A 13,865-nucleotide genomic window follows, 5' to 3' on the forward strand; every position below is an offset into this window, starting at 1 on the left:
CCTGAGTTAACGATCCATGCCTGTAAGCCGAGTGCTGGATATGCCGTTCCTGGCTTCCGCCGCCCCGCCGGTTGCGCGGGCGACGCCATCGCCCCGCCCGCTGTTGCCCATGGCCTCCGCCGTGGTGGTCGCGGCCGTGCTGTTGCTGGCCATCTGCCTGGCGCGGTCGAGCGAATGGTTTCTGCTGCTGTGGGTGGCTAACGGCGTCGCCGTCGCCGCATGGCTGAGGACGTCGCGCACTCGGGATGCGGACCTGACCTTCACCGGGCTGATCGCCGGCGCCGCCGTTTGCGGAGAGGTCCTGAGCGGCGCAGGCATGGGCCTGGCCTTTTCGCTGGCCCTAGCCAATGTGGTCGAGATCGTCATAGCGGTCCTCCTGGCGCGTTGGTTCGCCCCCGCGCTGAACCTGGCGACCGTGAAGAGCGCCTGCAGGTTCATCCTGGCCGTAGCCGTCCTGGCCCCCGTTCCCGCCGCCCTCATCGCCGGCCTTGCCATGACATCGGCATTCGACGCCCAGTTTCTGACGACGGCGCGCGGCTGGTGGGCTGGTCACGCCCTGGGGATGGTGGTCACGGTTCCGCTGCTGATGTCGCTGGACCGACGCGCCGCCGCCGTTTTGCGCGATCCGAGGAAGCTGCTCGAATGGGCGGTCATGCTGGCCTGCGTGTGCGCCATATGTTTCGCCGTCTATTTTGGCCAGTCGGCCCATCTGCGGTATTTCATGGTGCCCATCCTGATCACCACGGCGGTCCGATTGCGCCTGCCCGGCATCACCGTGGCCCTGGCCATCATCTCCGCCTTCGCCCTGACCGCCATCGCCCACGGATCCGGCCCTGCCAGCCAGCTGGATCTGCCGCTGGGGGAGAAGGTGCTGGTGGTGCAGATGATGTTGATGTTCGGCTGCGCGCCGATGATCCTGGTCGCTTCTCTTCTGGAGGAGCGGGATCGCCTGTCGCGCCGCGCCCGCGCCGGCCAGATTCGCGCCGAACTGGCCACGGCCGCCAAGTCCCGCCTGCTGGCCAATGTCGCCCATGAGATCAAGAGCCCGGTCGCCGGCGTCATCGGCATCGGCGAGCTGTGGTCCTCGGGCCAACTGGGGCCGATCACGCCCCAGCAGAAGGAAATGGCCGAGATGCTGGTCAAGACCTCACGCCAGGTCGAGACCCTGGCCCACGACCTTCTGGACGTCGCCCGCGCCGAAAGCGGGGCCGTAAAGGTCGAGATCCGGCCCACCGACATCTGCGGCGTGATCGAGGACGTGCGACGCAACACCGCCCTGCGGCCCGAGGCGCGCGCCCTGGATCTGCAGGTCGAGTTCACCGAGCCTCATCTGATCGCCCTGGCCGATTCCCAGCGCATTACCCAGGTCATCGACAACCTGGCCACCAACGCCATGAAATACGGCGCGTCGGGCGGGGTGATCCGGTTTTCGGCCTCGCGCATCGACGACCGCATCCGCATCGAGGTCGCCGACAAGGGGCGGGGGCTTTCCGCGGTCAAGCAGATCGAGCTGTTCGAGCCGTTCAACCGCCTGGGCCTGGAGCGTTCGACGGTCGAGGGGCACGGCATAGGCCTGGCCCTGTCCAAGCGGCTGGTCGAATTGCAGGACGGCGCCATCGGCGTGGTCTCGGCTCCGAACGAGGTCGCGACCTTCTGGATCGACCTGCCCGCTGCCTGACGGTGCGCGTTCGCCTCGCGCGACATGCCTTGCTGTTGTCGGAATGAGGCGCGAAGGTTGGCCCATGACCCAACCTTATCGTCTGCTCGCATCCGTCGCTGGCCTCGCCCTGCTGGCTGCGACCCCCGTCCTGGCCCAGACGGCGCCGGCGCGCCAGGCTGCAGGTCAGTCGAACGAAAGCGCCCTGACGCGCAACCTGAACAGCGCACCGTCCGCCGTCCAGGCGCCCGCGCCCGTCGTGCCCGCGCCCATGACGACTGCGCCAATGTCGGCTCCGGCGGCTCAACAGCCTCGGGCCACTGCGCCCGTGTCCAGCACGGCTCCGGCGAACCCTCCAGCGACTTCGACGGCGGCCCCCGCGCCCCGTCCTCGCGATCCGGTCGCCGAGGCCCTGGCGGCCCCGCGTCCGACGCCCGCGACCGCAACCCCGCCGCCTGCAACACGGACCCCCCCAGCGTCCTCCGGCACGGCTGCACCTGCCCGTCAGCCCGCGCCTTCGGCGACGCCGAACACACGGCCGTCCGCCAGTCCCTCGACGTTTGCGCCCGAACCCATGCCCTTGGCGTCCGCCGCCCCCGAAGTGATTTCCCCCCGACCGTCCGCTGCGCCGAGGCCGACGGTGGCGGCTCCTGCCTCCACCGCTTCACCCGCTCCCGGGCCCGAGGCGGAGGCGGCCCCCGCAGCCCCGACTGTGCTGGACGCCCGCGCAGTCGCCGCCCTGCCGTTCACGGCGGACCTGCCGCCCGGCTTCAGCATCACGACTGGCCGTCCGGGACCTGATTTCCGCATCTATACGATCCGGCGCGGCGAGCAGTCGTTCGTGACCGTCTATGCTGGTCCGACGTCGCAGTTCCCGATCTATTCGGGCGAACAGGTTCAGGCCGGCGGGCGCAACTCGGTTGTCTTGACCGAAGGCGGCGTGCGCCATCCGCTGGAGCATCTGTTCCAGCGCGGCACGGCCCCGCGTGAGGTGCATATCTGGGTGTCCAGCCTGGACGGCGCCGACCGCACCCTGGCCGAGACCATCGCCCAGAACATCGACGTCAGATAGGGCTTCGGCCCCGCGCTAGCCTTCCGACCAGACCGCCAGTTCGGTGCCCGCCGGGTCGCGGAAGTGGAACCGTCGTCCGCCCGGGAAGGCGAAGATCGGCCGCACGATCACGCCGCCCGCCGCCTTCACCTTGGCCTGCATGGCCTCCAGATCGTGGGCGTAGAGGACGGGCAGGGGGACCGGCGAATGGTTCTCCGAATCGGCGTCGAACCCCCCGTCCAGCCCTTCGCTGAAGGCCGCATAGGTCGGGCCATAGTCCTGGAAGGTCCAGCCGAACGCCTGGCCATAGAAGGCCTTGACCGTCACGGTCGCGCTGGCAGGCAGCTCCAGATAGTCGATCTTGCCGTCCTCACGCATGTCTCAACTCCCTGCTGCGATAGGGGCTTGCCAGACCCCGGGCGGATGCGCAAACATGATAACAGTTCTCAATATCAGGAGGCGGGTCATGATTGTACTTACGACCGGCAGCGCGGGTCTGAGGCGATTGATGTCGGCCGAGCAGAACAGGCCCGAGTCAGCCCAGCGCCCGCCCGCAAAGCCCGCGTCGCCAGCGTCCTGGCCGCCCACGCCGCGCCCGACCTGACGCTGCAAAGCCGGAGCCGCCATGACCTCAGCGGGGCGCGTGTTCCTCGGGGCCGGCGCTCCAGACGCGATAACGCACCTCCACGTCGTGGGGCGCATAGACCACGACCGGCAGGCGGCTGTTGTAGCGTATCAGGGTGGGCGCGCCGCCGCCCCGGACGAAGGCTTCCTTGAGCGTACTGTCCGGACAGCCCATCAGGGTCGAAACGCCCTGGTCCAGCTTGCTGACCACGAAATAGTCATAGCCCCAGCCCTGGGCCGTGCGCGTCTCGATGGCGCCGCCCAGGCTGTGCAGGTTGCAATCCACCATCTGGGTGCGGCCGACGATCAGTTCGACCTTGAAGTCATCTTCGTTGGCGCGCTCGGGCAGGCGGATGACGTAGCGGGCCTGATCGGCCGTGGCGGCGGGGAATGCCGTCAGATCATCGCGCCCAGGGGCGACCTGGCCCGCAGCGTTCTCGACCACAGGCGCGGACGCGCTGGCCGTCGCGCAGGCGCCCAACCCCAGCATCAGCGCGCCGACCGCGACTGCGGCGAGGGTGGAGGCAGGGCGGCTGTTGAGGACGGTCATGGGCGGTCTTTCCGGTTCGGAGCGCAGCTCTTGTGCCGACTAAACCCGAAATCGGGGATGACAGTTCCTTGATCCGGCGGCCAAGCTGAAAATGTCTGCCTCAGGGCCCTGTCAGACCAGTTCGACCGCCAGGGCCACGGCCTCGCCGCCGCCGATGCACAGGCTGGCCACGCCCTTCTTGCCGCCCCGCGCCTGAAGCGCGCCCAGCAGGGTGGTCAGGACCCGCGCGCCGGACGCGCCGATCGGGTGGCCCAGGGCGGTGGCGCCGCCGTTTACGTTCACCTTGGAATGGGGCATGCCCAGTTCCTGCATGGCGATCATGGGCACGACGGCGAAGGCCTCGTTGATCTCCCACAGATCGACATCCTCGACCGACCAGCCGGCCTTCTTCAGCGCCTTCTGCATGGCGGGGACGGGGGCGGTGGTGAACAGGCCGGGCTCGTGGGCGTGGGCCGAGTGGCTGACGATCCGGGCCACGATGGGCAGGTTCATCGCCTTGGCCACGCTCTCGCGCGTCAGGACCAGGGCGGCGGCGCCGTCCGAGATCGAGGCCGAGGAGGCGGCGGTGATGGTGCCGTCCTTGGCGAAGGCGGGCTTCAGGCCGGGGATCTTCTCGGGCATGGCCTTGCCGGGCTGTTCGTCGGTGTCGACCGTGACGCTGCCCTTGCGGCCCTGGACCTCGACCGGGGTGATCTCGGCCTTGAAGGCGCCGGACGCGATGGCGGCCACGGCGCGGTTCAGGCTTTCAACGGCATAGGCGTCCTGGGCCTCGCGGCTGAACTGATAGGCGCCGGCCGTATCCTCGGCGAACGCGCCCATCGGCTTGCCGGCCTGATAGGCGTCTTCCAGCCCGTCCATCATCATGGAATCGACGATGACGTCATGGCCGATGCGGGCGCCGGCGCGGTGCTTGTTCATCAGGAAGGGGGCACCGGTCATGGATTCCATGCCGCCCGCCACAATGATGTCGGCCGAACCGGCGGCCAGGCTGTCTGAGGCCATCATCACGGCCTGAAGACCCGAGCCGCACATCTTGTTCAGGGTGGTGGCCTCGACATGCTGACCCAGGCCGGCGCCGATGGCGGCCTGGCGCGCCGGGGCCTGACCCAGGCCGGCAGGCAGGACGCAGCCCATGTAGATCTGGTCGATCTTGGCCGGATCGACGCCCGCGCGATCAACCGCCGCCTTCACCGCCGTGGCGCCCAGCTCGGTCGACTTGACCCCGGCAAAGGCGCCCTGGAAGCCGCCCATCGGGGTGCGGGCGAAGGAGACGATGACGATGGGGTCGTTGGAAGCGGACATGGAGGGGTTCCTGACGGATCGGTTCTTCTGAATACGGGTGTTAGATCGACGCTCGGCGGCCGTTGTGCAAGTGCGAACACGGCAGGTGTCAACCGAAAGTCGGGTTCTGCAAAGGCCTCAGGGCGCACGATCCGGGCGCTGCGGCGCCAGTTTGCGTCGTTGGCGCGCCAGGGCCAGGGGCGTGCCGTCGGCCCCCCAGGCGATGGCCTCGTCCACCGTCCAGCCGCCGCCGAAATCCAGCAGGCTGAACTCGAAAAAGGCCCAGCCGTCGGGCGCGGTCTCCGGCGTCGGCTCGGCCAGGAAATCATAGCGCAGGTCCACCGTCGCCATCATCGGCGGGCGTTTGAACAGGGTCCAGCTGGGCGGATACAGCGCGTCCAGCAGATAGGCTATGCGCGTGGTGTCCAGCGGCGCGCCGTCGCGACAGCGCATCCATAGTCGCTCGACCGCTGGCCTGCCCTCGTTGCCGCCCAGGATGTTGGGGCCGCCGTCGAAGCGCTGTTCGACGTGCTGGGCGAAATGGGGCGCCATGGGGCCGCGCATGGCGTCGCGCGGGTCCAGACTGTTCAGCGGCGGCGGAACCCGCGTCAGGGGCGTGACCGCGACGCCGGGCGTATCGTCGCCGAAGGTGGCGGTGGCGTGATGGGTCACCCGGTGCTCGGACCCCGTCACCGTCTGGCCGGCCTCGACCGTGGCGAAGGCGATGGAGCGCCCGCCGCGCAGCAGGCGCGGGGTGAAGACCAGCGGCTGGCCGAAGCGCGCCGCCGACAGATACTGGACGTGCAGGTTCCTCAGCGGGGCGCGGACCGCAAGGCCGTGGCGCATCGCCTCGCACGACAGGGCGGCCAGCAGACCCCCGAAGGGAAAGCCTGCCTCGGGCGGCTGGCTCACCGGACCATTGGAGAAATCGCCGTGCAGGTCGGCGATCAGCCGCCCGGCCGGGTCTGCGGTCAATGTCAGGGCCTGTGTCAGGCTTTGGGCTTTGAGTGAGGGCTCTGGGGTCATGAGGTTCGATAGCGCCGCAAGAAGACGGGCGGAAGCGCTGAACCTCCGCCCGTTGAAGTCGAGGAATGCAGGAAACCCCGGCGAGCGCCGACGTTAGTTGCCTAACGAGACTGACCTACTCCGTTCGGTTTGACAACCCACTTGCAAATTGGCTGACGCGAGGTCACTTTCGGGACATGGGCCGCACCGCAGACTATTCAAAACAAAGCTGTTCCATCGCGGCGACGCTGGAGGTCATCGGCGATCCGTGGACCCTGCTGGTCATTCGCGACGCCTTCCAGGGCCTGACGCGGTTCGAGCAGTGGCAGGACCGGCTGGGCGTGGCCCGCAACGTCCTGGCCGCGCGGCTCAAGACCCTGGTCGCCCATGGGGTGCTGGAGCCGCGGCTCTATTCCGAACGCCCGCCGCGCAACGAATACGTCCTGACCGCCAAGGGCAAGGACCTGTCGGCCGTGCTGGTCACCCTGCACGCCTGGGGCAACAAGCACGTCTATGGCGAGGCCGACAGCGGCGTCGACATGATCCACAACACCTGCGGCCACACCCTGGACCCGCGCATCGCCTGCAACCACTGTCAGGAGATCGTGAAGGGCCGCGACATCCTTCTGACCCGCAAGGAAAACCGCCCCACGGTCGGCGACGTCATGCCCCGCGACGAAGCAGCCTAGGCGGCTGAAACGACGAAAGCCGGACCCACCCTGCGGTGGACCCGGCTCCCGTCATCCCTTGATAGGCGCAGCCTACTCCCCCGTCTTCCTCACATACTTGTCCAGGAAGGCCAGATAGGCGTCCTGGGCGGTGATGCGGTTGTCGCGGCGGGTGAAGCCGTGGCCCTCGTTGGGGAAGAGGACGTATTCGACCGGCACATTGTTGGCGCGGACGGCGGCGACCAGTTCGTCGCTCTCGACCTGCAACACGCGCGGGTCGTTGGCGCCCTGGACCACCAGCAGGGGCTTGGTGATCCCGTCGGTGTGGAACAGGGGCGAGATGGCGCGGTGACGCTCGGCGTCAGTGGCCGGGTCACCCATCTCGTCGAACAGGGCCGTGCGGTTGGCGCCCCACCAGGCCGGGATGGATTCCAGCGTCCGCACCCAGTTGGTCACGCCGAAGATGTTGACCCCCGCGGCGAAGGCGTCGGGGTGGAAGGCCAGGGCCGCGGCGGTCATGTAGCCGCCGTAGGACCCGCCCATCACCGCCACCTGATCGTCGGCGACCCAGTCCTGTTGGCGCAGCCATTCGCCGCCGGCGACGATGTCGCGCAGATCGGCCTCGCCGTGCTTCTTGTCGTCCATGTGGAAGAAGGTCTTGCCGTAACCGGACGAGCCCCGGTTGTTGGCGCCCAGCACCGCATAGCCGTGGTTAACCAGATGCTGGACCATGGCCGAATAGCCGCGACGCGTCTGGCCGCCCGGTCCGCCATGCACCAGGACGATGGCCGGCGCAGGGTTGGCGGCCGATGCGCCTGTGGGCCTGTAAAGCACCGCCGGGACCATCACCCCGCCTTCGCCCGGGTAGCGGACGATGGTCGCCTCGACCAGCACGTCCTCGTCGATGGCCGGGTTCAAGGCGTGGGTCAGGCGCTGCGCCTGGCCGGTGGCCAGGTCGGCGACGAAGACGTCGGAGGGCGAGGTGTCTGACGCCACGGTGAAGGCGATCCGGCTTTCGTCATCGGTGAAGCGGACGCTGCCGATGTCGCCATCGGGCAGGCCGGTCAGGGCCACGGGGCGGTTGGTGGTGGTGTCCAGCAAGGTCAGTTCGGTCTTGGCGTCGGCGTTCAGGGCCGAGACGCGGTAACGGCCCGAGGGTGAATAGAAGACGAAACTGGTGTCCCAGTCGGCCTGGACGACGGGGGTCCGTTCGCCGGTGGCCAGGTCCTGGCGGATGGCCTGGGTGAACTCGCCGCCTTCGTTGGTGCCGATCAGGATGGCCTTGGAATCCGGCGTGAAGTCATAGGCGCCGTAAGCGACGTCGCCCGTGTGCGGCGTCAGCAGGGTCGGCTCGGCGCCCGATGCCGTCAGATCCACCAGATAGAGGTCGTTGTTGGCGCTGGTCAGGGACTTGTCGAGCACCAGCCAGCGGCCGTCCGGCGACAGGGCGGCGGGCGAGTATTCGCCGGGGTTCTGATAGACGACCCGATGTTCATAGGTGGCGGCGTCATAGGCGATGATGTCGAAGGCGGCTTCGTCGCGGCCGTTGGACATGACGTAGAAGGTCTTGCCGTCGCGGCTCCAGCCAAAGAAGTCGGCCTTGAGCTTCTCGCCCGGCGTCAGGTCGGTGATCGTTCCGTCTTCGGCCCGCACGAACAGGTGGTCCAGTTCGTCGCCGCCGCCGTCCTGGGTGAACAGGACCCGGCCATCGGCGGGGAAATAGCTGACGGCGCGGGCCGCGCTGGTGGTCGAGGCGGTCAGGGCCGTGGGCTCACCGCCAGCCACGGGCAGGGCATAGACGTTGAACACGCCGGTCTTGTCCGAGCTGATCAGCACCGAGGCGCCGTCCGGCGAAAAGGCCTTGGCACCCGAATAGGCCATGCCGAAGCTGGTCGTGTCGTAGAACTGGGCCGAGGTGTAGGTCGGGGTCGCAGCCGCCGAGGCCGCAGTCGTTTGCGGCTCGGCGGGCATGGCGAATGCGGCGGGTGCCGCGGCCATCAAGGCCAGGACGGAAACCAGAGTGACGACGCGCATGACAAGCCCCTTGTCGAATGATGTTGATCCCTAGAGCCGCCATCACACCATTTCAGATGCGACCTGTCCTCGATTTAATGATCGCGGGTCTGTGAGCACCGCCCATCAGGCGGCGCGGCGACGCTGAATGTGACCCGTCGGCAAACCGATGTCGAAGCGCTGCACCTTCAGGACCAGGGACTCGGCTTCGGCGGCCAACTGGCGGCTGGCGGCGGTGGCCTCTTCGGTCATGGCGGCGTTCTGTTGGGTGATCTCGTCGATCTGGACGATGGCGCGCTTGATGTCCGAAAGCCGATCCGCCTGATCGCGGGCCGAGATCGCCATGCCGCGCGCCAAGGCGTCCACGTCGGCGACGCGTTCGCCGATGCGGCCCAGGGCGTCGCCGGTCCGGGTGACCAGATCGACGCCGCGCGACACCTCCTCGCTGGATTTCTGCATGACGGTGCGGATCTCGCGGGCAGCGGCCGCAGAGCGTTGGGCGAGGGCGCGGACTTCGGAGGCCACGACCGCAAAGCCGCGACCGCTGTCGCCCGCCCGCGCCGCCTCGACCCCGGCGTTCAGGGCCAGCAGATTTGTCTGGAAGGCGATTTCGTCGATCAGGGTGACGAAACCGCCCACATTGCCGGACGACTCGCTGATGGCGGCCATGGCCTGGGTGGCTTCGGCGACGACCTGGATGCCGCTTTCGACGTCGCGGCGGGCGGTATCGACGGCCTCGACGCTCTGCTTGGCGGCGACGGCGGTCTGTTCGACGGAATCGGCGATCTGCTCGGCGTTGTTGGAGGTGCGCTCGACGGTGGCGGCCTGACGCTCGGTCCGGGTGGCCAGATCGTCGGAGGCGCGGGCCAGCTGCATCGAGCCGCTGCCAACGGCGGCGGCGCTTTCGGTGACGGCCGCAAACGCCTCGCGCAGGGCTTTGACGGCGGCGTTGAAGTCGTCCTTCAGCCCGATGTACTCCTCGGCGACCGGGGCGGTGATGGTCGAGGCCAGGTCCCCTGCGGCCAGGGTCTTGAGCGCCCCGCTCAGGATCGCGACGACCTGGGCCTGACGCGCCTCGGCCTCGGCCTTGTCGGCCTCGATGCGGGCGCGTTCTTCCTGAAGCGCCTCCAGATAGGTCGAGATGGCCAGGTCCATGTCCAGCATGACGCGTCGGCTCAACTCGCCCGTCGCCTCGGCGGTGCGACGGTCATGGTCACGGTCGAACAGCCTGCGCGGCCGGGTGGTGATCGCCTCCAGCAGCCGGGCCAGCACGACGCTGTAGCCGCCCATGTACCAGCGGGGTTCCAGACCGATACGGGCGTGGACGGCGCCGATCCGCCGGACGGCCTGGCCATAGGCGACGTCGGCCCGACCCTCGATGATCGCATCCCAGTGGCTGACCTGGGCCGATTTGGCCGTGCCGATATGGGTCTCGTCGCGGAAGAAGGCGCGGGTTTCGGGCGTCACGCGGACCCGGTCGTAAAAGGCCTCCAGCGCCTGGGGCAGGGTCTGGCGCAACAGGTTTTCCTGCTCGGCATAGCCCGGCGAACGGTGGCCAAGGCCCATGAAGGCGGTTCTGCGTTCGATATCTTCGCGCGACATTGGCTTCACTCCACACCGGGCCGATAGCCCTAGCCGCTGTGTGGATATACCGACTTACGGTCGGCTGAACTGCAGCCTAGGGGAATGTACCTATGCCTGACCTTCAGCTGGCGCTGGCTATGGTGTCGCGGATGAAGCCGCCGCCCAGCAGCCGGTCGGGATCGGTCGGGTCATACAGGGCGCAGGCCTGCCCGGGCGCGACGCCTTCCTCACCCTGATCAAAGACCACCGACATCACGCCCTCGACCAGGGTCAGGCGCGCGGGCGAGGGCGGGCGCGTCGATCGGACGCGGGCCAGAACCGGCGTATTCTCAGAGGCGGCGGCCTCGATGGATGTCTGGTCACCCAACCAGTTGGTTTCGTCCAGCGTCAGGGACGCCGTCAGCAGGGCCTCGCGCGGGCCGACGATGACACGGCGTTGATCCGGGTCCAGCCTGGTCACAAACAGGGGTTCGCCCACGGCGACGTTCAGCCCTCGGCGCTGGCCTATGGTGTAGTCGGTGATGCCGGCGTGCTTGCCCAGGACGCGACCGTCCATGTGCACGATCTCGCCCGCCTCGCGGCCCTGCGGACGCAGACGGTCGATCAGGGTGCGATAGTCGCCCGATGGCACGAAACAGATGTCCTGGCTGTCAGGCTTGGCTGCGATCCTCAGGCCCAGTTCAGCGGCGACGCCGCGCACCACCGGCTTCTCCAGCCCAGCCAACGGGAACCGCAGATAATCGAGTTGGTCCGGCGTCGTGGCGAAAAGGAAATAGGACTGGTCGCGTGAGTGGTCGATGGCCTTGCGCATCTGCACCCGGCCTTCGGTCGTGACGGCCCGACCGACATAGTGACCCGTGGCCATGGCGGCGGCGCCCAGGTCGCGGGCCACGTCCAGCAGGTCACGGAACTTCACAGTCTGGTTGCACCGGATACAGGGGACCGGCGTCTGGCCCTTCAGATAACTGTCGGCGAACTGGTCGATCACCGCGTCGCGGAAGCGGCTTTCGTAATCCAGAACATAGTGGGGGATGCCCAGGGTCTCGGCGGCCAGGCGGGCGTCGTGGATATCCTGTCCCGCACAGCAGGCGCCCTTCTTCTTCAGCGCCGCGCCGTGGTCATACAGTTGCAGGGTTACGCCGACCACGTCGTAGCCCGCCTTGTGCAGCAGGGCCGCGACCACGGTGGAGTCCACCCCGCCCGACATGGCCGCCACGATCCGCGACCCGACAGGCAGGCCTACCGCCGCGCGCGCCGCCTCGATCGCCGCATCCATGTCGACGGGCGACAGGGGGGCGATGTCCGGGATGGGGCAGAAGGTATCTGCGAGGAGGTCGGCTGCGACGGTCATCGCGGCCATATAGGCGCAATAGTCGTCATTTTCGAGGTGTCAGCGCATCGAAGCCCCAAACGACGACGGCCGCGCCCATTGCCGGGCGCGGCCGTCGAGTTCCTTCCGCGAGGAAGGCGTTCCCGGGGAGGGAGGACTTCTAGGAGCGGTAGCTTTGGATGCGCGTCGTGCGCAGGCCCTGCATGCCCCATTTGTCGATGGCCTTCTGCCAAGCGATGAACTCCTCGGCCGTCAGACGGTACTGGCTGAGCGCGTCCTCCAGCGACAGGAGACCACCGCGCACGGCGGCGACCACCTCGGCCTTGCGGCGGATGACCCAGCGGTCCGTATTGGGCGGAGGAAGGTCCCGCAGCGTCAGCGGGGTGCCGGTCGGTCCAACCACGTATTGTTCGCCTTTGTTATTCAGGCGTCGCTCTTGCAACATGGGCTTTTGCCTCATTCACCACCACATTCGTGAGTGTGAATGTACCCAGTCGCACCTAAAGGCCGTTTAAGCGTCGTGGTGAAGGAAAGGATAAAATCCGATTCTTCGAAAACGGCGTTCTGGCCAGTATTAAAGCAACGATTCATTGAAGCTAACGATTACTTACCCAGCGATCAGCGTTTGATGCTGATCAGTTCAGCCAGCATTTCGTCGGCTGTGGTGATGATCTTGGACGAGGCCGAATAAGCTCTCTGGGTGGTGATGAGCCCGGTGAACTCCGCCGACAGGTCGACCGTGGAGGCTTCCAGTTGCGAGGCCCCGATCAGACCCGAACCGCCCGTGCCGGGCGCCTTGAGGTTGTAGGTGCCCGAGCCCTGGCTGACCTGATAGGCGTTGCCGTTGACCGAGGTCAGACTGTCGGGGCTGGGGAAGGTCGCCAGGGCGACCTGGGCGATCTTGCGGGTCACGCCGTTGTCGAACACGGCGGTGACGAAGCCGTCTTCGTCGATCTCGACGCTGGCCAGGTTACCAAAGGTGGTCCCGTTGGTGGTCACGGCCTGAACCACGGAATCGCTGTCGTACTGGGTCAGGCCGCCCGCTGCGGCGCTCAGGTCGAAGTTCACGACCTGGTCGTCGATGCCCAGGCCTGCAGACCATTTGGCGGAGCCCGCGGCGGGAGTCGGCGAGTTTGAGGCGCCGAAGGTCAGGGTCGCATTGGCGGGATCGGGGAACAGGGCGTTTGCGCCCAAGGCCGCCATGGCGGCGGTGTCCAGGCGACCGTCCTGGGTGAAGGCGACGATGCCGGTCTTGATCTGGCCATTGACCAGGGGCGCGGTGGAGGTGACGTCGGAGGCCGGAACAGCCCGGATTTCTGCGTACCACTGGTTCGGTACGTCGCTCTTCAGGAAGGAGATGGCGACCGTGCGCTGGCCGCCCTTGGAGTCTGACACCGGGACGGTCAGTTCGAAGTCGGGCTTGACCCCGGTGCCGGCCTCGGCGTCGTACTGGGCCATGGAGTTCGTCGAGGGGCTGTAGCGGCCTACGCCGGCGGGGTCGGCCGGGTCGGCGGCGTAGGCGGCGGCGGCGGCCGCGGCGGCCGAGACGGCCTGGCTGGATTTCAGGTTGGCGTTCAGCTGGGCGCGAGTGGTGGCCTCGGCCGTGCCGCCGACCGAGCTGACGTTGATCGAGTTCAGGCGCGTCAGGTCGGACGGATCCGAGGACGCGACACCGTCCGAGTTGATCGGCCAGCCCTGCAGATACAGACCCGCCGTGTTCTTCAGATAGCCGAACTCGTCCACGCGGAAGGCGCCGGCTCGGGTGAACAGCCGGCTGTCGCTGGCGTCCAGTCCCTCAGGCTTTTCAGTGGTGACGAAGAAGCCCTGGCCCGAGATGCCGAGATCGGTGGTCGAGGAGGTGCGCTGCAACTGGCCCGACTGGCTGACGAAGTTGCGGGTATTGGCCAGAACACCGCCGGCCGAATAGCTGACGCCGCTGGTCTGGTTGTTCACCACGGTCGAGAAGTCGGTCTGGGTGCGTTTGTACCCGACCGTGTTCACGTTGGCGATGTTCTGGGAGATGGAGGCCAGGGCGGAGGCGTTGGCGGTGAGGCCGGACACGCCGGCCAGCATTGCGCTGTTGATGCTCATGGGGGGAGCTC

Annotated in this window: 12 protein-coding genes; 3 read left to right on the top strand and 9 right to left on the bottom strand. The window is 67.7% G+C overall.

Annotated elements, in window-relative coordinates:
• Nucleotides 1-16 precede the first annotated feature (16 nt).
• Both ACO05L_RS04720 and ACO05L_RS04725 read left to right on the top strand, forming a co-directional pair.
• Entirely contained in the window at nt 17-1,678 is a 1,662-nt protein-coding gene (locus tag ACO05L_RS04720; RefSeq protein WP_421731017.1) for an ATP-binding protein, read from the top strand.
• A gap of 64 nt (nt 1,679-1,742) precedes the next feature.
• Nucleotides 1,743-2,729 carry a hypothetical protein gene (locus ACO05L_RS04725; RefSeq protein ID WP_421731018.1) on the top strand — a complete coding sequence of 329 codons (987 nt, stop codon included), beginning with the start codon at nt 1,743-1,745 and terminating at the stop codon, nt 2,727-2,729.
• 15 nt (nt 2,730-2,744) lie between these two features.
• On the opposite strand, the gene ACO05L_RS04730 is transcribed toward ACO05L_RS04725, so the two are convergent.
• The 4 genes from ACO05L_RS04730 to ACO05L_RS04745 form a co-directional block, all read right to left on the bottom strand.
• On the bottom strand, nt 2,745-3,086 hold the full coding sequence (locus tag ACO05L_RS04730) for a VOC family protein (RefSeq protein ID WP_421731019.1): 342 nt from the start codon (nt 3,084-3,086) through the stop codon (nt 2,745-2,747).
• Between the two features lie 253 nt (nt 3,087-3,339).
• On the bottom strand, nt 3,340-3,882 hold the full coding sequence (gene eco, locus ACO05L_RS04735; protein ID WP_421731020.1) for a serine protease inhibitor ecotin: 543 nt from the start codon (nt 3,880-3,882) through the stop codon (nt 3,340-3,342).
• 111 nt (nt 3,883-3,993) lie between these two features.
• Entirely contained in the window at nt 3,994-5,184 is a 1,191-nt protein-coding gene (locus ACO05L_RS04740; RefSeq protein ID WP_421731021.1) for a thiolase family protein, read from the bottom strand.
• Nucleotides 5,185-5,301: 117 nt separating this feature from the next.
• On the bottom strand, nt 5,302-6,138 hold the full coding sequence (locus ACO05L_RS04745) for an acyl-CoA thioesterase (RefSeq protein WP_421731022.1): 837 nt from the start codon (nt 6,136-6,138) through the stop codon (nt 5,302-5,304).
• A gap of 227 nt (nt 6,139-6,365) precedes the next feature.
• Between ACO05L_RS04745 and ACO05L_RS04750 the strand changes: the two genes are divergently transcribed.
• Complete coding sequence (locus ACO05L_RS04750) at nt 6,366-6,857, top strand: winged helix-turn-helix transcriptional regulator (RefSeq protein ID WP_421731023.1); 492 nt, start codon at nt 6,366-6,368, stop codon at nt 6,855-6,857.
• Between the two features lie 72 nt (nt 6,858-6,929).
• Here the strand turns inward: ACO05L_RS04750 and ACO05L_RS04755 are convergent, their stop codons facing one another.
• The 5 genes from ACO05L_RS04755 to flgE all read right to left on the bottom strand — a co-directional run bounded on the left by ACO05L_RS04755 (nt 6,930) and on the right by flgE (nt 13,854).
• On the bottom strand, nt 6,930-8,870 hold the full coding sequence (locus ACO05L_RS04755) for an alpha/beta fold hydrolase (RefSeq protein ID WP_421731024.1): 1,941 nt from the start codon (nt 8,868-8,870) through the stop codon (nt 6,930-6,932).
• A 105-nt stretch (nt 8,871-8,975) separates the two neighbouring features.
• Nucleotides 8,976-10,451, bottom strand: coding sequence for a methyl-accepting chemotaxis protein (locus ACO05L_RS04760; RefSeq protein ID WP_421731025.1), 1,476 nt, complete (start codon nt 10,449-10,451; stop codon nt 8,976-8,978).
• Between the two features lie 103 nt (nt 10,452-10,554).
• Nucleotides 10,555-11,793 carry a tRNA 2-thiouridine(34) synthase MnmA gene (gene mnmA / locus ACO05L_RS04765; protein WP_421731026.1) on the bottom strand — a complete coding sequence of 413 codons (1,239 nt, stop codon included), beginning with the start codon at nt 11,791-11,793 and terminating at the stop codon, nt 10,555-10,557.
• A gap of 130 nt (nt 11,794-11,923) precedes the next feature.
• Complete coding sequence (locus tag ACO05L_RS04770; RefSeq protein ID WP_421731027.1) at nt 11,924-12,208, bottom strand: DUF1153 domain-containing protein; 285 nt, start codon at nt 12,206-12,208, stop codon at nt 11,924-11,926.
• A 173-nt stretch (nt 12,209-12,381) separates the two neighbouring features.
• Complete coding sequence (gene flgE, locus ACO05L_RS04775) at nt 12,382-13,854, bottom strand: flagellar hook protein FlgE (RefSeq protein WP_421731028.1); 1,473 nt, start codon at nt 13,852-13,854, stop codon at nt 12,382-12,384.
• Between the last annotated feature and the right edge of the window lie 11 nt (nt 13,855-13,865).

This window comes from Brevundimonas sp., from assembly GCF_965227765.1.
Classification (GTDB): domain Bacteria; phylum Pseudomonadota; class Alphaproteobacteria; order Caulobacterales; family Caulobacteraceae; genus Brevundimonas.

What these genes read in the sequence shown, in the direction of transcription:
- ACO05L_RS04730 (WP_421731019.1), bottom strand. Translation starts at nt 3,086, where the DNA reads ATGCGTGAGGACGGCAAGATCGACTATCTGGAGCTGCCTGCCAGCGCG.
- eco (WP_421731020.1), bottom strand. Translation starts at nt 3,882, where the DNA reads ATGACCGTCCTCAACAGCCGCCCTGCCTCCACCCTCGCCGCAGTCGCG.
- ACO05L_RS04720 (WP_421731017.1), top strand. Translation starts at nt 17, where the DNA reads ATGCCTGTAAGCCGAGTGCTGGATATGCCGTTCCTGGCTTCCGCCGCC.
- ACO05L_RS04750 (WP_421731023.1), top strand. Translation starts at nt 6,366, where the DNA reads ATGGGCCGCACCGCAGACTATTCAAAACAAAGCTGTTCCATCGCGGCG.
- ACO05L_RS04740 (WP_421731021.1), bottom strand. Translation starts at nt 5,184, where the DNA reads ATGTCCGCTTCCAACGACCCCATCGTCATCGTCTCCTTCGCCCGCACC.
- flgE (WP_421731028.1), bottom strand. Translation starts at nt 13,854, where the DNA reads ATGAGCATCAACAGCGCAATGCTGGCCGGCGTGTCCGGCCTCACCGCC.
- ACO05L_RS04725 (WP_421731018.1), top strand. Translation starts at nt 1,743, where the DNA reads ATGACCCAACCTTATCGTCTGCTCGCATCCGTCGCTGGCCTCGCCCTG.
- mnmA (WP_421731026.1), bottom strand. Translation starts at nt 11,793, where the DNA reads ATGGCCGCGATGACCGTCGCAGCCGACCTCCTCGCAGATACCTTCTGC.
- ACO05L_RS04760 (WP_421731025.1), bottom strand. Translation starts at nt 10,451, where the DNA reads ATGTCGCGCGAAGATATCGAACGCAGAACCGCCTTCATGGGCCTTGGC.
- ACO05L_RS04770 (WP_421731027.1), bottom strand. Translation starts at nt 12,208, where the DNA reads ATGTTGCAAGAGCGACGCCTGAATAACAAAGGCGAACAATACGTGGTT.
- ACO05L_RS04755 (WP_421731024.1), bottom strand. Translation starts at nt 8,870, where the DNA reads ATGCGCGTCGTCACTCTGGTTTCCGTCCTGGCCTTGATGGCCGCGGCA.